We start from the raw sequence: 21,892 nt of genomic DNA on the forward strand, positions 1-21,892 counted from the left end.
GTGGCGTATGGCCAGAACGATTATATTGGCAACACATGGACATCTGGGCGAGGCTGTAAGGGAGGCCTGTGAGCTGGTGATGGGAAAGCAGGAGGATGTGGATGTCATGTCAATTGTGGCAGGTGTCGGAGCAGATGATATTTACCATTTCTTTTGCGACAAAATACGGGAAGCCATGGAAAAAAGCAATGCCCTACCCCTGGTACTAGTGGACATCCTGGGCGGAAGCGCGTATGGACAGGCGGTACGGATGCTGAAGGATTATGATATCTCAGTTATTACAGGGTTAAATCTGCCTATGTTGATCGAGGTTTTGATGATGAGGGGAGAACTATCATACAGTGAGTTAAGTGATCTGGCCTGTGAAGTTGGGAAGACCGGGGTTACGAGAATGGACCGGGCCCTGCTGGCGGCAGAATAAAGGAGAGGGTGATATTGTGGCAAAACTAACATTATCCAGGATCGATGACCGGTTGATTCATGGGCAGATTATTGTAAAGTGGTCAAAGTCCGTACCTGTGGACCGGATCCTGATCGTAGATGACCAATTTGCAGAGGATCCGTTTATGATAGCGATCTACAAATCTACGGTTCCCAGGAACCTGAAATTTTCACTGTTATCCCAAGAGGATGCAGTGAAAAAGTGGGAGGAAGGATTTTTTAAGGAAGAGGATATCCTGATGCTTACAAGAACAGTTAATACAATGAAATATCTGATCGAGCATGGGATGCCTGTTGGAGAAGTTAATGTGGGCGGTATTGCGGCAAAGGCCGCCAGTGTGGTGGTGGCAGGTTCCATCAGCATCACAAAAGAGGATGCGGATCACCTGAAGGAAATCGCAGAGAAAGGGGTGAGAGTATACTTTCAATTGATTCCGGAGGAGAATGGATGGGAATTGGATTGGATCATTCGTAAATATTTTAAATAAAGGGGGAAATACATATGACATTATTTGCAGCTTTCATACTGGCAATGTGGGTTTGGCTGTACCGATCCGGGCTGTTTTACTCTGCATTTGGCCTGGACCGCCAACCCTTAGTGGTAGGACTGGTGGTTGGCATTGTGCTGGGAGATGTGCCGGCGGCCATGATAGCGGCTGTCCCGCTTCAGCTTATCTATATGGGAATGCAGAATACAGGAGGCGCAATTCCTACGGATACCTGTATTGGCAGTATTATTGGGATCAGCATTGCTCTTTTAACTGATACAACGCCGGAAGCAGCTGTTTCCATCGCTGTTCCGGTGGGGATTGTGGGAAATCAGCTGATGAATCTTCTGTATATTGCAAATGGAACATGGATCCATCGGGCTGAGAATGCCGTGGAGCATATGAACATCGGTGAAGTAAAACGATGCGCCACCATATATCCCATGCTCACCGCCTTTACTATATACGTACCTGTTTTAACATTTGTTTTCTTTGTGGGACCGGATATGGCCAACCGGATCCTGGAGATCATCCCCCAGGCTGTCATCAATGGACTTGCCGCAGTGGGAATGGTACTTCCGGCACTTGGGTTTGCCCTGATCGTCAAGACGATTGGAAATAAGAAACTTCTTCCGTTTTTTGTGGGAGCCTATTTTTTCGCCGTAGCCATGAGTAAGCTTGGCGGTATTAATATTGCATTATATGCGATCATCGGGGCAGTGATATGCTATGTGTACGTTCTTCTTAAAAATAATGCAATGACCGGAGAGGGGGAATAGACAATGACCAAGACAACCGCATGTGTGGAAAAACATATTACGAACAAAGATCTAAAACATGCATGGTGGAGATGGTGGGTTTTTGCAGAGGCATCCCATTCATTTGAGCGGTTAATGGGGCTTGCATTCTGTTACGCCATGATACCTGTTCTGCAAAAACTTTACACTGAAAAGCAGGAACTTCAGGATGCTTTGAGACGTCATTTACAGTTTTTTAATACACAGGCGATCTGGGGCGGCGGCTTTATATTGGGCGCCACCATTGCCTTGGAGGAGGAAAATGCATCTCTGCCGGCGGAAGAGCGCAATCCGGAGATCATTACCACCACAAAAATTGGACTGATGGGGCCTCTGGCCGGAATCGGGGATTCCATTGACTGGGGAACGATCCGGGCAATGCTTCTTGCACTAGCCATACCCTGGGCAGGACAGGGATCATGGATCGGCGGATTTATGCCCATCACTGTATTTATTGTTATTTCTGTGATCTATGGGCAATATTTCATGCACAAGTCATACAACCTGGGTCGGGGGGCAGCTGCAAAGTTTCTTCAGAGCTCTTCAACCGCTAACCTGATTGAAGGCGCCTCTGTCCTTGGAATGCTGATGATGGGAGTTTTAGCTGCAAATTATGTAAAGATCGTACCCGCGCTCAAATGGTCCATTAACGGAAAAGAGTGGGAGTTGGCCGGCATACTGGATCAGATCCTTCCGGGCATCCTTCCTTTTACGGTGATAGGCCTGATCTACCTGTATTTTGACAGAAAAGGTCTGCGGGTACAGCGTGTACTGCTTTATATTATTATAATCGCATTTCTGATGGGACTGCTTGGCGTTATCTGATGGGAAAAGGAGTGAAGAAAATGGAAAAAAACCGTGTAAGTGTAATTGAGGGACCTGGAAAGGCATGTGTGGAGGATGCGCCTATGCCTGAAATAAGGCCGTCAGAAGTTTTACTGCAGAATAAGGTATGCGCCCTCTGTACCTCGGATTACCAGCTGTGGATGGGGAAAAGAGATAATGTACCCTATCATGTGGCATTCGGACATGAAAATGCCGGTATTGTGGCCAAGGTTGGGTCTGAAGTAAAACATATAAAAGAAGGGGACCGTGTGGCGGTGGGGGTACTGGGATGCGGCGTGTGTGAGGACTGTAAAAAGGGGCTGAACCTGAAACGGTGTACCCATGTGGTATCATCCCACATTGCAGGCAATGCAGACGGATACCATGGTCCTCATGGCGCGTCTCTGTATAAGGCGGTAGAAGAGAGAAAACTGTTTAAAGTGAGGGATGACGTTCCCCTTTGCCATGCGGCTTTTCTGGAACCTGTGGCTACGGTTGTGGAGGGGATTGAGCGCCTGCGTCTCAGTCCGGGAGAGAATGTGCTGGTAATCGGTGCAGGTACTATGGGGAATCTCAATGCCCAGGTTGCGGCGCGTTACGGCGCGTCCGTGATCATCAGCGAAGTAAGCGATAAAAAACTTGAGACACTGAAACAAATGGGATTTCGCAGTCTGATCAATCCTTCCAGGGAAAATATGAAGGAACGTTTGGAAGAAATCTTAAAGGGTGATGCACTGGATGCCATTATCGTAAGCGTGGGTGCTACCAATGTCTATAAACAGGTATTTGAGATAGCCCCCAAATGCTGCCGTATCCTTCTTTTTGCAGCTAATTACCCGGAGCCTGACTGGGGAATTTCCATTACCCCTAATATGGTTCATTATAATCTGTGGGAGCTCATCGGTACATACACAGCATCTCTGCCCGCCTTCCAAAAGGCAATGGATTTTATCAATAAGAAGGAACTTCAGCTGGAATTGCTCATTGAGGAGGAGTATTCCATGGAGCAGGTACAGGAAGCGTTTGAGGCAGCCAGCAGGCCGGATCAGTACAGGGTGATGCTGAAACTGTAGTAGGAGGGTGCAATGGAAGAACATGTAAAGCAGTTTTTTATGCCCAGAGAGAGTCTGTTTGGAAGGGGATGCTCCCGGAAGATCGGGCAATACCTTTCCCAAAGAAATCTATGCAGTGCGCTTGTGGTTACAGACACCCATCTGGTGGAGTGCGGGGTGGTGAACCGGGTGACGGTTCCTTTGGAAGAATATGGAATTTCCTTTGAACTATTTGACCAGGTGTCACCTAACCCAACTCTTACCAATGTGAGAGAGGGCGCGGAGTACTATCAAAAAAAAGGCTGTGACTGTATCATAGCAGTAGGAGGGGGATCTCCTATTGACTGTGGGAAAGCCATGGGGGTATGGCTGGGAGGAAAGGGCGAGTTAAGGGATTACATTGGCCTGGAACGATGCGCCAAGGATTCCGTACCTCTGATCGCAGTCAACACAACAGCAGGAACGGCCAGCGAAATATCCAGGGCATGCCTGATCATTGATGAATCCCAGGGACGAAAGATTGCAATCAAGGATAAGCATGCTATTCCTCTGCTGGCCGTCAATGACAGTGAACTGATGGTTTCACTTCCACCAGGACTGACAGCGTCCACTGGTATGGATGCGCTGACTCATGCTGTGGAAAGCTATACATCCACGGAGGCATATCCGGTTACACGTGCCTCTGCCCTGGAGGCAGTGCGTCTGATATTGGAGCATCTGGAAAAGGCATGCAGTAGTCCGGATTCCTATGAACATCGGGACAATCTCATATATGCTGAATTTTTGGCTGGAATTTCCTTTTGTAATTCCGGACTTGGCCTGGTACATGCCATGTCCCACCAGCTGAGTGCCACATACGGACTGGCTCATGGGTTATGTAACGCAATACTGCTTCCCTATGTCATGGAATTTAACAGGAATATCTGCCCTGGGCTTTACGACAACCTTTGGCACCGGGTGTCGGAAAAAGCACCTGAAAATTGCAGTGAGGGTATGGCCTCAGATAAGATGATCTCCCATATCAGAGGGATGTCAGAACGCATTGGGACAGCCAGGAAGCTGAGAGAATTGGGCGTGGCCCAAAAGGAGTTTTCCAATATGGCCCAAAAGGCATTGATTGACGGGTGTTACCAGACAACACCGGTGAAAGCGGACAGGGAGATGATCACAGCAATTTATGAAAGAGCATTTTGATATGTAAACGGACAGGGAGCCTATGAATTATAGTATGGCTCTCTTTCCGTCATGTAAATTTGACAGTAAACAGAAAATAATGGTATAATATTGGAAAAGTATGGGGTATATATAGAAAATTTAATAAATTTTCGCACTATTATTACTGAGAAAAGGAGCGGGGGACATTGGCTATAAAAATAGTTTATGATATTTATGATCATATTGCAAAAAGCGGCCGGGATTGTTTTAGCGCATCCCAGATTGCAGATACATTTCATATTTCACGCTCCAGTGCCAGCAGTTATTTGAATGAATTATACCGCATGGAGAAGCTGTCCAAGACTTTGGGCAAACCGGTCCTTTATCATCTGCCCTCAGAGGATGGACAGGAGAGCAGCAATATTTTTTATGCAACATATGGAAGGGACTCCATCTATGCAAAACCCATTGAGTTAGCCATGGCATCGGTCCATTATCCAGATCATGGACTTCCCATGCTCATAAGCGGGGAAACCGGAGTGGGAAAGACCTTTTTTGCCAGGCTGACCTATCAATACGCAGTAGCGGCAGGCGTGGTGAAGTCAGGCTGCCCATTTGTATCCTTTAACTGCGCGGATTATTCCAATAATCCTCAGCTTGTCTCCTCCGTCCTGTTCGGACATAAAAAAGGGGCTTACACAGGTGCTGTATCTGAACAGGGAGGGCTGGTGGCCGAGGCGGAGCATGGTTTCCTATTTTTAGATGAAGCGCACCGCCTTCCAAGTGAGGTTCAGGAAATGCTTTTTGGCATCATTGATTCCGGCACGTACAGACGTCTGGGGGAGTCGGGAAACAGCTGCGTGTCAGATGTCAGGCTGATTTTTGCCACAACAGAAAGTCCGGAAGATACATTCCTTAAGACGTTTTTAAGGAGGATCCCGGTTGTGATCCAGATGCCCTCCTTTAAGGATTTTACACTGCTGCAGCGCCTTAATATGATCGACCGGGTTATGAGTGAGGAGGCTGCTATCTTAAATTGCCCCATTTACATTCACAACAGTGTGATACAGATACTTTTAAAATATCCCTGCAGGGGAAATATCGGACAGTTAAAGAATGATATCAAAATTATTTCCGCAAGGGCCTATATGAGGCATGTTATTAATGGTGAGCGGGATGTATGCATTGATGTGGATGATGTATCGGAGGACATGCGCAGAGAACTTTTATCCATCTATAAGAAAGGATACAGGATCAACCAGCCGGATGATTATATAAAGGTAGGCGCCTATCCGGGAACGGATCGGGAATCCATTAAAACAAGTCTGTACCAGATGATGGATGAGGAATACAATGTCCAGACATTAAAGGAAACCGCACCTGAGGAAATACAAAAGATATTGTCAGGGATGATCAAATGCCACCTTGGGATGCCGGAGGGGACAGAGGCAGGCGATGGCAGCAAAGCCGGCAAAGAGGTTACTCCAAGTCAGTTGATCAATGTAATGATCGAAGCGTTTAATATTATCAGGGACAGCACTGCGATCAATATCACGGGCCAGCTTTCGTCAGAATTGTCGGTCCTGCTTATTGAACTGATCGAGAACCGGTTTCCTGAGAGTCCAGAGGATCTGATCGGAGACAGGACAGGGGCTTTGGACCATGAAATCTGGGAGGCTGCAGAGCAGATTGGAGGATGTTTTCGGGAAGCATTCGGATACCAGATCTTGGGCTATCAGGCCATAGGGAAGATCTATAAAATATTAATGCGAAACCAGAATAAAAATCAGTCAGGTATTGCAATCCTTATTTTGGCAAAGGGCAGGAACCGGGCAAAATCCATTGCAGACGAAGTGAACCATATATTCGGTACATCCCTGGTACAGTGGTATGAATATGAAGATGAGTGCAGTTCCGGAGAAAATCTGGATGCGGTGGTAAAGCTTATCAGGCATATTGCCAGCTGCAAGGGAATCCTGGTCCTGTGTGATACGGTGCAGTGGGAGATTATGAGTGAGGAGATCAAACGTCATATCAGACAACTGCCGATCCGGTTCATTCATGCCATTACTATGCCGTTAGTGGTTGAGGCGGTTAAGCTGGTCAGTACATCCGATATGACCCTGGACAGTCTTTACTACCGTCTGAACCGGTCAGTGAGTACATTCTCCCGCCGGCCGGGGAAAGTGGATCAGGATCAGCAGGAGACAGACAAGAAGATACTGTTTACCGTGTGTCTGACAGGGTATGGCTCTTCGGAAAAGATAACAAATATGATTACCAGGCGTTTTACCTTTCATAATCATATCAAGATCGTTTCTCTGGATTTGGATACACTTGATGAGTTGAGCATAAGAATGGATGAGGAGGCGTTTAAGGACGACATCATATGTGTGGTCGGAACACACAGCCCATTTTCAATGGAAGTCCCCTTTGTATCTCTGGAGGAGATTATATTTGGAAATGGGATGGACAGACTTACCGACCTTTTGGAACTATATGGAATTTATGAGACAGGCAGACAGCCGGAACGAATTTCAGGAACTATTATCCATAACTTTGTCCGATACCTGAACAGTGAGATGCTGTCCGGTTATGTGGAACATGTGATCAGAGGATTGGAGCAGCAATTTTCCCTGACCTTATCAAAACCCCAATATGTGACATTGACGCTGCATCTGTGCTGCCTGGTGGAACGGGAACTTTTCCTGAAGCCGTCTTATCCTGATGAGACACTGGGAATATCGGAATCCATATGCCTGAAAATAAGAGAATGTTTCCAGGAGATCCAGGATGTATACAAAGTTGAGATCCATTCCTACGAAATTCAGGTGATCTATGAGATCCTTCAGGACTTTTCCCATGTATTAGGGACAGATAAACTGGACCTATGAATGGGAGAACTGTGGACAAACCCATACAAAAACATGGCACTGCGTAATACTGCCGCAGTGCCATGTCCGTTTCGATCTTTTATACAAGAATCATGTTAAAGCCAAGCTTTAACGCTTCATCTTCAGCTTTTCTTCCTCAACCGTTACCCGGGATTCCTCCAGGGTGGTTCCCAGTACCTTTTTCAGTACATCCAGCTCCATGGTAGGAGCGTAGTAGAATCCCTGCTGATACTCGCAGGAGTAACTGTTAAGGGCGTTCAGCTGATTCTCTGTTTCCACGCCTTCGGCAATGATGTGGATGCCAAGCTCCTTGGCGATCTGGATCAGGCCGCCTGCAATGGAGGCTGACTTGGGATTGGTCTCCAGCTGCCATACGAACATGCGCTCCAGCTTTACGGTGTGGACCGGCAGGTCCAGGATGCTGGTAACAGGCGCACAGCCGGAACCAAAATTATTCATGACCAATTCCACTCCCATGTCGTACAGTTCCTGCATGGTAATATTTACGTTCAGGTATACGCTTGAAAGTGCGCTGTCATCGATTTCAAGGGCCAGCTTGCGTTCCGGGATATCATATTTTTCAATGACCAGCCTTACCTGATCAATGAAATCCTCCTGTACCAGAAGAATGGGGGATACCGGGATACAGATGGAATCAAATTCCTTGCCCGAGGCGATCAGGTCTGCAATGCACTGACCGGCATGATCCAGGGCATAATAGCCAATGGCGCGGATCTGGCCGGAATCCTCTGCAATGGGAAGAAATTCGCCTGCGCCCACAAGCCCGATTCCCTGGATAAAGATCCTCATATAGGAGTCGGCTCTTGTAAACCGGCCTTCCTTCAAATTATAGGTGGGACGGTAGCGGACTTCCAGCTCATGCTTTTCCAGAGCGGTCTGTAAATACATGGCAATAGCCTGACGGCGCACGAACTGGGTGTGCATGTTGCTGTCATATACAGACATCTGGTTAGGACCGCATTCAGCTGCAGATGCCACAGCCAGATCCAGACGCTTGATCAGCTCGTCCACAGCCGTTGCGTGGCCCGGATAGGAGCAGAGACCGATCTGTGCGGAGCAGAGACAGTCCACATCCCGTATCTTCCAAACATTCCCAAAGCGTTCCAGGATCTCGTCAGCCAGATCCGATGCCTGGCCTTCGCTGAACTGCTCCAATACAACAATGAATTCAACGCCTATGTAACGGTATATATTGCCTTCGGCCAGTTCGGTCAGGTATCCTGTGATCTGTGACAGGAGTTCCTCGCAGTATTCATAGCCAAATGTCTTGTTCAGGCTTTTAAAGTTTTCCAGATAGAGTTTTAACACAACGCCCTTGGAAGAAGGTGCGCCCAGAATTGTCTCCAACCTGTTCATACAGGCGGCCCGTCCCTCCCCAACAGGTTCCGATGGAGTGAATTCAGGTGGATTGGGTGGCAGTTCTGCCTGGACTTTATCTTTTTTGTGCTGAAACAAACCCATGATTGTTTCCTCCTTTATGCTTCACAGGCAGTGACCTGCCTGTAATACGTTTCCTCCATTATAATATAAAAGCCAGAAAATCTCAATTTTTATTTGTGAAATGTGAGACGAAAAGGAAAAAAACAGAAATATTTTCTTTTTCTTTGCAAATTGACCCAACTATGTTATAATAGCGACAGATATTGTAACAAGGAGAAAAAGCTTTTATGAAGATGAATCGTGTGTTTTTGAAATTGAGCGGAGAGGCTCTTGCAGGCCCTAAAAAGACCGGTTTTGATGAAGAAACCGTGAAGGAAGTAGCCAGACAGGTGAAACTCTCTGTAGATGCAGGTATACAGGTAGGAATTGTGATCGGTGGGGGTAACTTCTGGAGGGGACGCACCAGTGAGGCCATTGACAGGACGAAAGCAGACCAGATCGGAATGCTGGCAACTGTGATGAACTGCATTTATGTGTCGGAACTGTTTAGGAACGAGGGGATGATGACACAGATCCTCACTCCCTTTGAGTGCGGCTCCATGACCAAACTGTTTTCCAAGGACAGGGCAAATAAGTACTTTCAAAAAGGGATGGTGGTATTCTTTGCAGGAGGGACAGGCCATCCGTATTTTTCAACAGATACCGGAATCGCTCTCAGGGCCATTGAGATGGATGCTGACTGTATTCTCCTTGCGAAAGCCATTGACGGCGTATATGACAGTGATCCCAAGGTAAATCCACAGGCTAAGAAGTACGACACCATATCCATTCAGGAAGTGATCGATCAGCAGCTGGCAGTGGTGGATCTCACCGCATCCATCATGTGCATGGAGCACAAGATGCCCATGGCGGTATTCAGCCTGAATGAGAAGAATGGAATCGCCAATGCAATGCAGGGACGGATCAACGGAACCATTGTGACAGCTTAAGAAGGAATATTATTAAGCAGCGATGAGGCTGCATTAACAGGAGGAACTTATGGAAGAATTAAAACTTTATGAGGACAAGATGAATAAGACACTGGATGTGCTGTTATCCGATTTTGGAACCATCCGCGCGGGACGTGCCAATCCCCATGTGCTGGATAAGATCAAAGTGGACTATTACGGGACTCCGACCCCCCTTCAGCAGGTGGGGAACGTATCTGTTCCCGAAGCCCGCATGATTGTGATCCAGCCATGGGAGAAGAGCCTTTTAAAGCCCATCGAGAAGGCGATCCTTACCTCTGAACTGGGTATCAACCCAACTAATGACGGAAACTGCATCCGCCTTGTATTCCCTGAGATGACAGAGGAACGCAGAAAGGCTGTTTCCAAGGATGTAAAGAAAAAAGGCGAGGGAGCCAAGGTTGCACTGCGCAATATCCGCCGCGATGCCAATGAAGCTTTTAAGAAAGCGGAAAAGGCAGGGGATATGTCCGAGGATGATCTGACCGAGGCTACCGAGCGTATGCAGAAGCTGACCGATAAGATGGTTGAGAAGATCGACAAGGCGGTAGAAGAAAAGACAAAGGAAATCATGACAGTTTAATCCATATAAGTGAATACAGGGGGCAGGAGGGACTCCTGCCTCTTGTTTCACGCTGGAGCGTGTTTGGAAGATCATTGCACCTGAGGGCTAAACTGCCGGTCAGGTGCAAGTACTTTCCAACATTCAAATGCGGATTACCCATGACAAATGGATTACCCATGATAAATGGAAAGGCGGAGGAGCATGGCATTAGATGAGAATATGGTAATACCGGAGCATGTGGCGCTGATTCTGGACGGCAATGGAAGGTGGGCGAAAAAGCGCGGACTTCCCCGGACCATGGGCCATAAGGAAGGGTGCGTCACAGTGGAGAAAACAGTGGAGATCGCTGCCAGAATGGGCATCCGCTATCTCACCGTATATGGTTTTTCCACTGAAAACTGGAAGCGTTCCAAGGAAGAAGTAGGGGCGCTGATGCAGCTTTTCAGGTATTACATGGTACGTCTTCTTAAGATCGCGACTGCAAACAATGTGCGGGTGAGGATGATTGGGGACAGGACCAGATTTGATTCAGATATCATAGAAGGGATCAACCGTCTGGAGAGCCAGACAAAGGATAATACAGGACTCACCTTTGTGATCGCCGTGAATTACGGAGGACGGGATGAGATACGCAGGGCAGCGGCCCGGCTTGCCCAGGACTGTGTGGCTGGAAAGGCGGATGCATCCCGGATCGATGAGGCGGTCATTGCCTCCTACCTGGACACTGCGGATATGCCGGATCCGGATCTGCTGATCCGCACCAGCGGCGAGTTGAGGCTTTCCAACTACCTGCTGTGGCAGCTGGCATATACGGAGATTGTTGTGACAGACTGCCTGTGGCCTGATTTTAATCAGGAGGAATTAGAAAAAGCTATTGTGCAATATAATAAAAGAGACCGGCGGTTCGGAGCGGTAAAGTAATGCATTGCAAGAAAGGAGAAGGCCATGTTTACGACCCGATTAATAAGCGGAATCATACTGGTGCTTCTGTCCATTGTGATTGTCGGGCAGGGAGGTGCCCTGCTTTTTGGTGTTACGGCGCTGATTTCCGTTATTGGTCTGTTTGAACTGTACCGGGTTCTTGGCATAGAGAAAAGATCCCTGGCGGTCATTGGATATGCCACGGCCTGTTCCTACTACGGAATTTTGTGGTTTGAGGGTCAGCGTTATATGACCCTTTTAATTATTGCGTCACTGATGGTCATGATGGCGCTTTATGTGTTCACCTTTCCCAAATATAAGACGGAAGAGATTACAGGAGCGTTTTTCGGCGTGTGTTATGTACCGGTGATGCTCTCTTTTCTGTACCAGACAAGGGTTATGAGTGACGGTGCTTACCTGGTATGGCTGATCCTTATCAGTTCCTGGGGATGCGATACCTGTGCTTACTGCAGCGGTATGCTTTTGGGACGCCATAAGCTGGCGCCTGTTTTAAGCCCAAAGAAATCCATAGAGGGCGCGGTGGGAGGCGCCCTGGGAGCCGCGCTGCTGGGGTTTGTGTACGCTGCCTTTTTTGGCGCCCGGATGTCGGAGTTCCAAAACCCCCAGGCATCCTGCGCCATAGCCTGTGCCATAGCTGCGGTCATCTCCCAGATCGGGGATCTGGCGGCTTCTGCTATTAAGAGGAATCACGGGATAAAGGATTACGGCAAGCTGATTCCCGGCCATGGAGGCATTCTGGACAGATTTGACAGCATGATATTTACAGCGCCTGCCATTTATTTTGCCCTGACTTTTTTAAAATAAATGAAACGAAAAGAGTATTTCTTCGGGATAGGGAGAATATAAGTTATGATGAAGAACATTGCAATTCTGGGTTCCACAGGTTCTATAGGGACCCAGACATTGGATATTGTAAGATACAATCAGGATGTCCGGGTAACAGCCCTGGCGGCAGGCGGCAATGTCTGTCTTATGGAGCGGCAGATCCGGGAATTTAAACCCAGGCTGGCCTGTCTCTGGGATGAGAACAAGGCCATGGAACTGAAGGCGCGGGTGTCTGATCTGGATGTGAAGGTGGTCAGCGGGATGAACGGACTGATCGAGGCGGCAACGGAGAGCCACGCAGAGACCGTGGTCACCGGTGTGGTCGGCATGATCGGCATCAAACCCACCATTGCCGCCATGGAAGCGGGCAAGGACATTGCCCTGGCAAATAAGGAGACACTTGTCACAGCGGGCCACATCATAATGCCTTTGGCTGAAGAAAAGGGCGTGAAGATCCTGCCGGTTGATTCGGAACACTCAGCCATCTTTCAGTGCTTGAGAGGAGAGGGGCAGAGTGCAATCCATAAGATACTCCTGACAGCATCGGGCGGGCCGTTCAGGGGATGGACCAGAGAGCAGATGGCTTCTGTCCAGGTGGAGGATGCCCTTAAACATCCCAACTGGTCCATGGGGCATAAGATCACCATTGATTCCGCCACCCTTGTGAACAAGGGCCTGGAGGTAATGGAGGCACACTGGCTGTTTCATGTTCCCATTGATCATGTACAGGTGGTGGTACAGCCTGCCAGTATTATTCATTCCATGGTAGAATATGAGGACGGTGCGGTGATCGCGCAGATGGGCACGCCGGATATGAAGCTTCCGATCCAGTACGCCATCTATTATCCTAAGCGCCGGTATCTTCCCGGGGACCGGCTGGATTTTACAAAGCTGACCCAGATCTCTTTTGAGGTGCCGGACATGGAAAATTTCCACGGACTTAAACTGGCATATGAGGCCGGAAGGCAGGGCGGTTCCATGCCCACGGTATTTAATGCAGCCAATGAGATGGCGGTTGCAATGTTTTTAAGGCGTGAGATCGGGTTTTTGACCATTGTCGATATGATCGGGGAAGCCATGGCCCATCACAAGATACAAAAGAACCCGGATGTTGCGGGGATCCTGGAAGCGGAACAGGAAACATACGAATTCATAAAGAGCAGATTTAATTCATAAAGAGCGGATTTTAGACTGTGGTATAAAAATGAAACAGAAAGGTTAGATGGACAGGTGACAGCCGGATGAGCTTAATCATAGCGGTGCTGATGCTGGGAATCATTATCATGATTCACGAGTTCGGCCATTTTTTATTTGCAAAATTAAATGGGATAGGTGTGATCGAATTTTCCCTTGGTATGGGACCAAGGCTTATAAGCTTTGAAAAAGGCGGCACCAGGTATTCCTTTAAGATACTGCCCTTTGGCGGCTCCTGCATGATGCTGGGAGAAGATGAAAATGAAGCGGATGAGCACGCATTCAACAACAAATCTGTTTGGGCCAGGATCTCCGTGGTGGCGGCAGGACCCATCTTCAACTTTCTTCTGGCCTTCCTTTTGTCCATGGCCCTGATCGGGGCTACCGGATATGACACTACACAGTTAAACGGTGTGCTGGACGGCTATCCGGCCCAGGCCGCGGGAATGCAGGCAGGGGATGTGATCCGGTCCATCAATGGCAGAAGGGTGCATTCCTACCGGGACATTAATATGTACCTGTTCACTCACCCCCAAAAACAGGTGGAGGTCACCTGGAGCAGGACTGATCCGTCCGGGGCAAAGCAGACCTACAGCGCAGAGCTGGCGCCTGCTTATTCCCAGGAGAACGATCAGTATATGATCGGTGTGCAGTTTGACCCGGCCCCCAGACAGGTGGAACATGTGGGACAGCTGCTCCTTCACGGTTTGTATGAGGTCCAGTATTGGATCCACTATGTGTTTGACACATTTTATATGATGTTCCACGGGCTGGTGTCCCTTAATGATATCAGCGGTCCGGTGGGGATCGTTACGGTAATAGACAGCTCTGTGGACGAGGCGTCCTCCTACGGCGTATCGGCCGTGGTCCTGATGCTGATGCAGCTGACCATCCTGCTCAGCGCCAATCTGGGAGTGATGAACCTTTTGCCCATTCCGGCTCTGGACGGCGGAAGACTGGTGTTCCTGATCATTGAGGCGGTAAGAGGAAAGCCGATTGACAAGGAGAAAGAGGGAATGGTACACATGGCGGGAATGGTAGTGCTCCTGGCGCTGATGGTACTCATCCTGTTTAATGATGTACGCAAGCTGTTTTAGCAAAGGGAGATGAAAGATACATGTTCAGGAATCATACAAAAACAATCAAAATTGGAGACAGGGTCATAGGGGGCGGCAATCCCGTCCTGATCCAGTCCATGTGCAATACAAAGACAGAGGATATAAACGCCACTGTGAACCAGATCCACAGACTGGAGCAGGCGGGCTGCGACATCATCCGGGTGGCGGTCCCCACCATGGAGGCTGCAAGGGCCTTATCCTGCATCAGGAAGGAGATACACATTCCCCTGGTGGCGGATATCCATTTTGATTACCGTCTGGCCATTGCCTCCATTGAGAACGGGGCGGATAAGATACGCATCAATCCCGGCAATATCGGGGACCGTGAAAAGGTAAAGGCAGTTGTGGATAAGGCAAGGGAATATGACATTCCCATCAGGGTGGGTGTGAACAGCGGTTCCCTGGAGAAATCTTTGCTTGAAAAGTACGGCGGTGTGACGGCGGAAGGGATCGTGGAGAGCGCGCTGGATAAGGTAAGGCTGATTGAGGATATGGGGTATGACAACCTGGTGATCAGTATCAAATCATCTGATGTGATGATGTGTGTCAAAGCCCATGAACTGATCGCCTCCAGAACCGGATATCCCCTTCATGTGGGAATCACGGAGTCAGGAACCCTTTCTTCCGGCAATATCAAGTCATCGGTGGGCCTGGGGATCATCCTTTACCAGGGGATCGGGGATACCATAAGGGTGTCCCTCACAGGGGATCCGGTGGAAGAGATCAAGTCGGCCAAACTGATCCTGCGCACCCTGGGACTGAGGAGCGGGGGGATAGAAGTGGTATCCTGTCCCACCTGCGGCCGCACGCGGATCGATCTGATCGGGCTGGCAAACCAGGTGGAAACCATGGTCTCTGAGTTTGACGACCTGGATGTGAAGGTAGCTGTTATGGGCTGCGTGGTAAACGGACCGGGTGAGGCCAGGGAAGCGGATATCGGTATTGCAGGCGGTGTGGGTGAGGGCCTTCTCATTAAGAAAGGGGAGATCATCCGAAAGGTACCGGAGGCAGAGCTGCTGCCGGTGCTGCGCTCAGAACTGGAGTCCATGCGGTCCTAAACAGCCGCATAAAACTGATGAATCAAAAAAGGAATAAACAACGGAGAGCATACAGAAAGAAGTAGGGATATATGGAAAAAAGTTTCCTGGAAGTATTTCCAACTCTCAATATCGCGGAATCATTAAAAGAGCTTTTAGGCCTGGTGCTGGTGGAAAAGGTTACCACCACCAGGGATAGAAGCTCTATCCGCATTTATCTGAAAAGTCCAAGACTGATACATAAACAGAATATATATGACCTGGAAAAAGGGATCAAGGACCAGCTGTTCCCGGACAAGCAGGTGACCATAAAGATCCAGGAAAAGTACAGGCTGTCGGAGCAGTATACCCCAAAGAAGCTTTTGGATATGTACAAGGAAAGCCTGCTTTTGGAACTTAAGAATTACAGCATCATTGAATATACCATGTTCCGCAAGGCGGATATCCGCTTTGACAAGGAAGATCTGATGGTATTGTCAGTGGAGGACACCATTGTCAACCGGGATAAGACCGGTGAGCTTAAGCGTGTGCTTGAAAAAGTGTTTGCTGAGCGCTGCGGCCTTCCCGTAGAGGTGGGATTTGCCTTTGTGGAACCGCAGGGAAGTGACCGCAGGCGGCAGATTGAGCTTAAAATGGAGCGGGAGGCCCAAGCCATTTACTGGCAGAATCACAAGGAGGAGCTGGCAGCCATGGGGGCTTCCTTTTCCACCGAGGGGCTGGAGGGCCAGGAACTGGTATCCGGAGGCGCCACAGGAGGAAAGCAGGAATTCATGGACTCCGGCGCGGCGGATAGCGCTCCCTGGGATACCCTTATGGCCCAGGCTGCCAGCGGCGATATAGGCGCAGGTCCTGACAGTTCCGGCGCACCAGGCGCAGCGGCTTCCCAAAAAGGGGCACAAGGTGCTGCTAGGGAAAAACCGCAGCTTAATAAAGGCAGGAAGGGCTGGGGCAAGGATAGGGATAACGGTTTTGGGGATGACAAGAAGTATTCCGTCAAGCGTTCCAATAATCCCGATGTGCTGTATGGTCGTGATTTTGAGGATGAACCCATGGAGATCGAGAAAGTGGACGGGGAAATGGGTGAGGTGACCTTAAGAGGAAAGATCCTTACCTGTGAAAACCGGGAACTGCGCAGCGGTAAATTTATCCTGACTTTTGATGTCAGTGATTTTACGGACACATTGACCGTAAAAATGTTTATCCGGCCCGAACTTTTTGACGAGGTAAAGTCAGTGATCACCCCCGGAATCTTTATCAAGGTAAAGGGCGTGACCACCATTGATAAATTTGACGGTGAACTGACTCTGGGCTCCATTGTGGGCATCAAAAAGACGGATGATTTTACCAGTAAGCGCATGGACAACAGCCTGGAGAAAAGGGTGGAACTCCACTGCCACACCAAGATGAGCGATATGGACGGCGTGTCGGAGGTAAAACACATCATCAAAAGGGCCAAACAGTGGGGGATGCCGGCAGTGGCGGTGACTGACCATGGCTGCGTCCAGGCATTCCCGGACGCCAACCACTCCCTGGACAAAGGGGATACCTTTAAGGTCATATACGGCGTGGAGGGATACCTGGTAGATGACACCAAGCAGCTGGTTGAAAACTCAAAGGGACAGAGCTTTGAGGACAGTTTTGTGGTATTTGACATAGAAACCACTGGATTCAGTCCCAAGAAAAATAAGATCATAGAGATCGGCGCAGTGAAGGTGGTGGACGGTAAGATAACCGACCGGTTTTCAGCCTTTGTAAACCCGGATGTGCCCATTCCCTTTGACATAGAAAAACTTACGGGCATCAATGATGCAATGGTGCTTCCTCACCCAAAAATCGATGTGATTTTGCCGCAATTTTTGGAGTTTGTGGGGGATTCGGTCCTTGTAGCCCATAATGCAGGGTTTGATGTGGGATTTATCAGTCATTTTGCCGAAGAGCAGGGGCTGCCTTTTAACCCCACGGTCCTGGATACGGTGACCATCGCAAGGCTGCTGCTTCCCAACCTGAACCGTTTTAAGCTGGACACAGTGGCAAAGGCGCTGAACATTTCCCTGGCAAACCATCACCGGGCAGTGGATGATGCAGGAGCCACGGCAGAGATATTTGCTGCCTTTGTAAAAATGCTCAGGGATCGGTCGGTGACGGACCTGGACGGCCTGAATGGGCTGAGCACCATGGATACGGCCACCATCCGAAAGCTGCCCACCTATCATGTGATCATCCTGGCCAAGAATGATATCGGGAGGGTCAACCTGTACCGCCTGGTGAGTTGGTCCCACCTGGAGTACTATGCAAGAAGGCCCAGGATCCCCAAGAGCATCCTTGACAAGTACAGGGAGGGCCTTATCATCGGTTCCGCCTGTGAGGCGGGTGAGCTGTATCAGGCCCTGCTTCGCGGTGCCCCGGATGCGGAGATCGCAAGGCTGGTGAACTTCTATGATTATCTGGAAATACAGCCCCTGGGCAATAACGGATTCATGCTCCGGGATGAGAAGAGTACGGTAAAGTCCGAGGACGACCTGATCGAGATCAATAAAAAGATAGTGGAGCTGGGCACACAGTTTAACAAACTGGTATGTGCCACCTGCGATGTGCATTTCCTGGACCCCCAGGACGAGGTCTACCGGCGGATCATCATGGCGGGCCAGGGATTTAAGGATTCGGATGACCAGGCGCCCCTGTATCTTAGGACTACGGAAGAGATGCTGAAGGAATTTTCTTACCTGGGACCGGACAAAGCCCATGAGGTGGTGGTCACCAATACCAGGAAGATTTCGGATATGTGTGAGAAGATTTCCCCTGTCCGCCCGGATAAGTGCCCTCCTGTCATTGAGGATTCCGATAAGACGCTGACCAAGATCTGCTATGACAGAGCCCACGAGATGTACGGCGAGGATCTGCCCAAGATCGTAGTGGACCGCCTGGAGAGGGAGCTTCATTCCATTATCACCAACGGGTTTGCGGTTATGTACATCATTGCCCAGAAGCTGGTATGGAAATCCAATGAGGACGGATACCTGGTTGGCTCCCGTGGCTCCGTAGGCTCCTCCTTTGTGGCCACCATGTCGGGTATCACGGAGGTAAATCCCTTAAGCCCTCATTACCACTGTCCAAACTGCCGTTACTATGACTTTGATTCAGAGGAAGTAAAAAAGTTCTCCGGTATGGCGGGCTGCGATATGCCGGACAAATCCTGCCCTGTGTGCGGCACACCCCTTGAAAAGGATGGATTTGATATCCCCTTTGAGACGTTCCTTGGATTTAAGGGGGATAAGGAGCCGGATATCGACCTTAATTTTTCCGGAGAATATCAGAGTAAGGCCCATGACTACACGGAGGTTATCTTTGGAAAGGGACAGACCTTCAGGGCCGGGACCATCGGTACATTGGCGGATAAGACTGCATTTGGTTATGTGAAAAAATACTATGAGGAGCGGGGGACCAGGAAACGCAACTGCGAGATCAACCGCATTGTCCAGGGCTGCGTGGGGGTCAGGCGTACAACGGGGCAGCACCCGGGCGGTATTATTGTACTTCCCCTGGGGGAGGAGATCTATTCCTTTACCCCGGTGCAGCACCCGGCCAATGATATGACCACCTCCACCATAACCACCCATTTTGATTACCACTCCATTGACCATAACCTGCTGAAACTGGATATACTGGGACATGATGATCCCACCATGATCCGTATGCTTCAGGACCTGATCGGCATTGACCCGGTTAAAGATATTCCCCTGGACAGCAGGGAGGTCATGAGCCTGTTCCAGAACACATCGGCCCTGGGGATCACGCCGGACGACATTGGGGGCTGTCCCCTGGGCGCCCTGGGAGTGCCGGAGTTTGGTACGGATTTTGCCATGCAGATGCTTTTGGATACCAAACCAAAGTATTTCTCCGACTTGGTGCGTATTGCCGGTCTGGCCCATGGTACGGATGTGTGGCTGGGCAATGCCCAGACCCTGATCCAGGAGGGAAAGGCCACCATTCAGACAGCTATCTGTACGCGAGATGACATTATGGTCTATCTCATTGCCCAGGGCTTGGAGGAAGGATTGTCCTTTACCATTATGGAGAGCGTGCGTAAGGGCAAGGGGCTTAAGCCCGAGTGGGAGACGGAAATGAAGGCCCATGATGTTCCGGACTGGTATATCTGGTCCTGTAAAAAGATCAAATACATGTTCCCCAAAGCCCATGCGGCCGCCTATGTTATGATGGCGTGGCGTATTGCTTACTGTAAGATCTTTTATCCCCAGGCTTACTATGCGGCTTTTTTCAGTATCCGTGCCAATGCGTTTTCCTATGAGATCATGTGCCAGGGCCGGGATAAGCTGGAGTACTATCTGGCGGATTACAAAAAGAGGGTGGATACCCTGTCCAAGAAAGAGCAGGATACCCTGAGGGATATGCGTATTGTCCAGGAGATGTATGCCAGGGGATATGATTTTATGCCCATTGATATTTACCGTGCAAAGGCAAGGCATTTCCAGATCATTGACGGAAAGCTGATGCCCTCACTCAGCAGTATTGACGGTTTGGGCGAAAAGGCGGCCGATGCAGTGGTGGATGCGGTAAAGGACGGCGCCTTTCTGTCCATTGAGGATTTCAGCAACCGTTCCAAGGTCAACGGCACCCTTTGCACCCTGATGTCAGACCTGGGACTTTTAAAGGACCTTCCCCGCTCCAACCAGCTGTCCCTGTTCGATTTGTAAGAGAATGGTTGTATTAATTTGTAATATATGGTAAATTTAAATTATACGTAACAGTTCATGACCGGCTTTTCCGGTCAAAAAGATGAGCCGTCCTGAACAGCTACAATGGTACATAGCAACATTCAACCACATCTTAAGAGGAGGAATTAAGCTTATGAAAAAAAGACTTTTGGCATTGGCGCTGACAGCAGTTATGGCCGGTTCCCTGGCTGCATGCGGCGGCTCAGGCGGAGGTACCACCACAGCGGCACCAGCTGCCACCCAGGCTCCTGAACAAAAGAGCGGCGAAGAGAGCGGGGCAGCCACAAAGGCAGCTTCAGAGGCAGCTTCATCCCAGTCCGGTTCCGGCGGGTACGAACTGGCCCTTGTGACAGACCTTGGAACCATTGACGATAAATCCTTTAACCAGGGCGCCTGGGAGGGACTGAAAAAGTACGCCGAGGAGAACAGCATTTCATATAAGTATTACCAGCCCCAGGAAGGGACTACGGATTCATACCTGGAGACCATCGGACTGGCCATAGAGGGCGGTGCCAAACTGGTGGTGTGTCCCGGTTTCCTGTTTGAGGAACCTATTTTCATGGCCCAGGATAAGTATCCGGATATCCACTTTATCCTGTTGGACGGTGAGCCCCATGACGCGGACTATAACTATAAGACGGGCGACAATGTAATGCCCATCCTGTTCCAGGAAGACCAGGCCGGTTTCCTGGCCGGTTATGCGGCTGTGAAGGACGGCTATACCAAGATGGGATTCATGGGCGGCATGGCTGTTCCTGCCGTGATCCGTTTTGGCTACGGCTTTGTACAGGGCGCTGAGTATGCGGCGGAAGAAGACGGTGTTACAGGCATTGAGATCATGTACAATTACACAGGTGGTTTTGCCGCGACACCTGAGGCACAGTCCATGGCAGCTTCCTGGTATCAGAATGGGACGGAAGTGATCTTTGGCTGCGGAGGCGCGGTTGGAAACTCTGTTATGGCAGCGGCCCAGGAGAAGAATGCCAAGGTGATCGGCGTGGACGTTGACCAGAGCAGCGAATCCGAGACAGTGATCACATCGGCTATGAAGCTGCTTTCCAACTCCGTCTATGACGGGGTAAAGGATTTCTATGACGGATCCTTCCCAGGGGGCAAGACTTCTGTTTTTACAGTGGCAAACAACGGCGTGGGTCTTCCCATGGACACCTCCAAGTTTGAGAAATTTACCCAGGAGCAGTACGATGCCATCTATAAGAAACTGGCGGACGGGGAGATCACCCTGGTCCAGTTCTCACAGGATAACAATAATCCTACCATGGATCTGACCTCACTGACTAACAGTAAAGTTACATTTGTAGAATAAATGCAGACAGGACAGCGGACAGAAACGTCCGCCTGACATAACCTGCGGCAGGGATTCATGACACACAGGGTGCCGTTTTGCGCGGCACCCTGTT

17 protein-coding genes are annotated in these 21,892 nt (G+C 49.5%); 16 read left to right on the top strand and 1 reads right to left on the bottom strand.

Features of this window, described 5'->3' with window-relative positions; translation table 11 throughout:
• Positions 1-7 precede the first annotated feature (7 nt).
• The 7 genes from CLFS41_RS13625 (at position 8) to CLFS41_RS28990 (ending at position 7,652) form a co-directional block, all read left to right on the top strand.
• Positions 8-421 carry a hypothetical protein gene (locus CLFS41_RS13625; RefSeq protein WP_007858008.1) on the top strand — a complete coding sequence of 138 codons (414 nt, stop codon included), beginning with the start codon at positions 8-10 and terminating at the stop codon, positions 419-421.
• A 16-nt stretch (positions 422-437) separates the two neighbouring features.
• Positions 438-929: a PTS sugar transporter subunit IIB gene (locus CLFS41_RS13630; protein WP_045092555.1), complete on the top strand. Its 492-nt coding sequence runs from the start codon at positions 438-440 to the stop codon at positions 927-929.
• A gap of 14 nt (positions 930-943) precedes the next feature.
• Positions 944-1,708, top strand: a complete 765-nt coding sequence (locus CLFS41_RS13635; protein ID WP_045092556.1) for a PTS sugar transporter subunit IIC — start codon at positions 944-946, stop codon at positions 1,706-1,708.
• A 3-nt stretch (positions 1,709-1,711) separates the two neighbouring features.
• Entirely contained in the window at positions 1,712-2,551 is an 840-nt protein-coding gene (locus tag CLFS41_RS13640; protein ID WP_007858002.1) for a PTS system mannose/fructose/sorbose family transporter subunit IID, read from the top strand.
• Between the two features lie 20 nt (positions 2,552-2,571).
• Positions 2,572-3,624 (top strand): alcohol dehydrogenase catalytic domain-containing protein, encoded by a 1,053-nt coding sequence (locus tag CLFS41_RS13645; RefSeq protein WP_052665725.1) that lies wholly within the window; start codon positions 2,572-2,574, stop codon positions 3,622-3,624.
• A gap of 12 nt (positions 3,625-3,636) precedes the next feature.
• Entirely contained in the window at positions 3,637-4,797 is a 1,161-nt protein-coding gene (locus CLFS41_RS13650) for an iron-containing alcohol dehydrogenase (protein WP_045092558.1), read from the top strand.
• Between the two features lie 167 nt (positions 4,798-4,964).
• A complete protein-coding gene (locus CLFS41_RS28990) occupies positions 4,965-7,652 on the top strand; it encodes a sigma 54-interacting transcriptional regulator (RefSeq protein ID WP_007857996.1) in 2,688 nt (895 codons plus the stop codon).
• A gap of 108 nt (positions 7,653-7,760) precedes the next feature.
• Here CLFS41_RS28990 and CLFS41_RS13660 read toward each other — a convergent pair whose 3' ends face one another.
• Positions 7,761-9,134 carry a bifunctional diguanylate cyclase/phosphodiesterase gene (locus tag CLFS41_RS13660; protein ID WP_045092559.1) on the bottom strand — a complete coding sequence of 458 codons (1,374 nt, stop codon included), beginning with the start codon at positions 9,132-9,134 and terminating at the stop codon, positions 7,761-7,763.
• 206 nt (positions 9,135-9,340) lie between these two features.
• Here CLFS41_RS13660 and pyrH point away from each other — a divergent pair, with 206 nt between their 5' ends.
• From pyrH to CLFS41_RS13705, 9 genes are all read left to right on the top strand, one after another.
• Positions 9,341-10,042, top strand: a complete 702-nt coding sequence (pyrH, locus tag CLFS41_RS13665) for a UMP kinase (protein ID WP_007857993.1) — start codon at positions 9,341-9,343, stop codon at positions 10,040-10,042.
• A gap of 49 nt (positions 10,043-10,091) precedes the next feature.
• Entirely contained in the window at positions 10,092-10,643 is a 552-nt protein-coding gene (gene frr, locus CLFS41_RS13670; protein WP_007857990.1) for a ribosome recycling factor, read from the top strand.
• A 183-nt stretch (positions 10,644-10,826) separates the two neighbouring features.
• The gene (locus CLFS41_RS13675) at positions 10,827-11,546 is read left to right on the top strand and encodes an isoprenyl transferase (protein WP_007857988.1); all 720 of its coding nucleotides are present in this window, start codon (positions 10,827-10,829) and stop codon (positions 11,544-11,546) included.
• Between the two features lie 24 nt (positions 11,547-11,570).
• On the top strand, positions 11,571-12,371 hold the full coding sequence (locus CLFS41_RS13680; RefSeq protein ID WP_045092560.1) for a phosphatidate cytidylyltransferase: 801 nt from the start codon (positions 11,571-11,573) through the stop codon (positions 12,369-12,371).
• A gap of 48 nt (positions 12,372-12,419) precedes the next feature.
• Positions 12,420-13,568: a 1-deoxy-D-xylulose-5-phosphate reductoisomerase gene (gene dxr, locus CLFS41_RS13685; protein ID WP_040415272.1), complete on the top strand. Its 1,149-nt coding sequence runs from the start codon at positions 12,420-12,422 to the stop codon at positions 13,566-13,568.
• Positions 13,569-13,633: 65 nt separating this feature from the next.
• Complete coding sequence (gene rseP / locus CLFS41_RS13690; RefSeq protein WP_007857982.1) at positions 13,634-14,683, top strand: RIP metalloprotease RseP; 1,050 nt, start codon at positions 13,634-13,636, stop codon at positions 14,681-14,683.
• A 20-nt stretch (positions 14,684-14,703) separates the two neighbouring features.
• Complete coding sequence (ispG, locus tag CLFS41_RS13695) at positions 14,704-15,762, top strand: flavodoxin-dependent (E)-4-hydroxy-3-methylbut-2-enyl-diphosphate synthase (RefSeq protein ID WP_045092561.1); 1,059 nt, start codon at positions 14,704-14,706, stop codon at positions 15,760-15,762.
• A 71-nt stretch (positions 15,763-15,833) separates the two neighbouring features.
• The gene (locus tag CLFS41_RS13700; RefSeq protein ID WP_007857978.1) at positions 15,834-20,453 is read left to right on the top strand and encodes a PolC-type DNA polymerase III; all 4,620 of its coding nucleotides are present in this window, start codon (positions 15,834-15,836) and stop codon (positions 20,451-20,453) included.
• A 154-nt stretch (positions 20,454-20,607) separates the two neighbouring features.
• On the top strand, positions 20,608-21,798 hold the full coding sequence (locus CLFS41_RS13705; protein ID WP_007857976.1) for a BMP family ABC transporter substrate-binding protein: 1,191 nt from the start codon (positions 20,608-20,610) through the stop codon (positions 21,796-21,798).
• Positions 21,799-21,892 lie beyond the last annotated feature (94 nt).

This window comes from Clostridium sp. FS41 (genome assembly GCF_000954015.1).
In the GTDB taxonomy this organism is placed as follows: domain Bacteria; phylum Bacillota; class Clostridia; order Lachnospirales; family Lachnospiraceae; genus Enterocloster; species Enterocloster citroniae.

Excerpts from the sequence above, each read along its gene's own strand:
- CLFS41_RS13625 (WP_007858008.1), top strand. The coding sequence starts at position 8 with ATGGCCAGAACGATTATATTGGCAACACATGGACATCTGGGCGAGGCT.
- CLFS41_RS13635 (WP_045092556.1), top strand. The coding sequence starts at position 944 with ATGACATTATTTGCAGCTTTCATACTGGCAATGTGGGTTTGGCTGTAC.
- CLFS41_RS13640 (WP_007858002.1), top strand. The coding sequence starts at position 1,712 with ATGACCAAGACAACCGCATGTGTGGAAAAACATATTACGAACAAAGAT.
- CLFS41_RS13645 (WP_052665725.1), top strand. The coding sequence starts at position 2,572 with ATGGAAAAAAACCGTGTAAGTGTAATTGAGGGACCTGGAAAGGCATGT.
- CLFS41_RS13650 (WP_045092558.1), top strand. The coding sequence starts at position 3,637 with ATGGAAGAACATGTAAAGCAGTTTTTTATGCCCAGAGAGAGTCTGTTT.
- CLFS41_RS13660 (WP_045092559.1), bottom strand. The coding sequence starts at position 9,134 with ATGGGTTTGTTTCAGCACAAAAAAGATAAAGTCCAGGCAGAACTGCCA.
- pyrH (WP_007857993.1), top strand. The coding sequence starts at position 9,341 with ATGAAGATGAATCGTGTGTTTTTGAAATTGAGCGGAGAGGCTCTTGCA.
- frr (WP_007857990.1), top strand. The coding sequence starts at position 10,092 with ATGGAAGAATTAAAACTTTATGAGGACAAGATGAATAAGACACTGGAT.
- CLFS41_RS13675 (WP_007857988.1), top strand. The coding sequence starts at position 10,827 with ATGGCATTAGATGAGAATATGGTAATACCGGAGCATGTGGCGCTGATT.
- CLFS41_RS13680 (WP_045092560.1), top strand. The coding sequence starts at position 11,571 with ATGTTTACGACCCGATTAATAAGCGGAATCATACTGGTGCTTCTGTCC.
- dxr (WP_040415272.1), top strand. The coding sequence starts at position 12,420 with ATGAAGAACATTGCAATTCTGGGTTCCACAGGTTCTATAGGGACCCAG.
- rseP (WP_007857982.1), top strand. The coding sequence starts at position 13,634 with ATGAGCTTAATCATAGCGGTGCTGATGCTGGGAATCATTATCATGATT.
- ispG (WP_045092561.1), top strand. The coding sequence starts at position 14,704 with ATGTTCAGGAATCATACAAAAACAATCAAAATTGGAGACAGGGTCATA.
- CLFS41_RS13700 (WP_007857978.1), top strand. The coding sequence starts at position 15,834 with ATGGAAAAAAGTTTCCTGGAAGTATTTCCAACTCTCAATATCGCGGAA.
- CLFS41_RS13705 (WP_007857976.1), top strand. The coding sequence starts at position 20,608 with ATGAAAAAAAGACTTTTGGCATTGGCGCTGACAGCAGTTATGGCCGGT.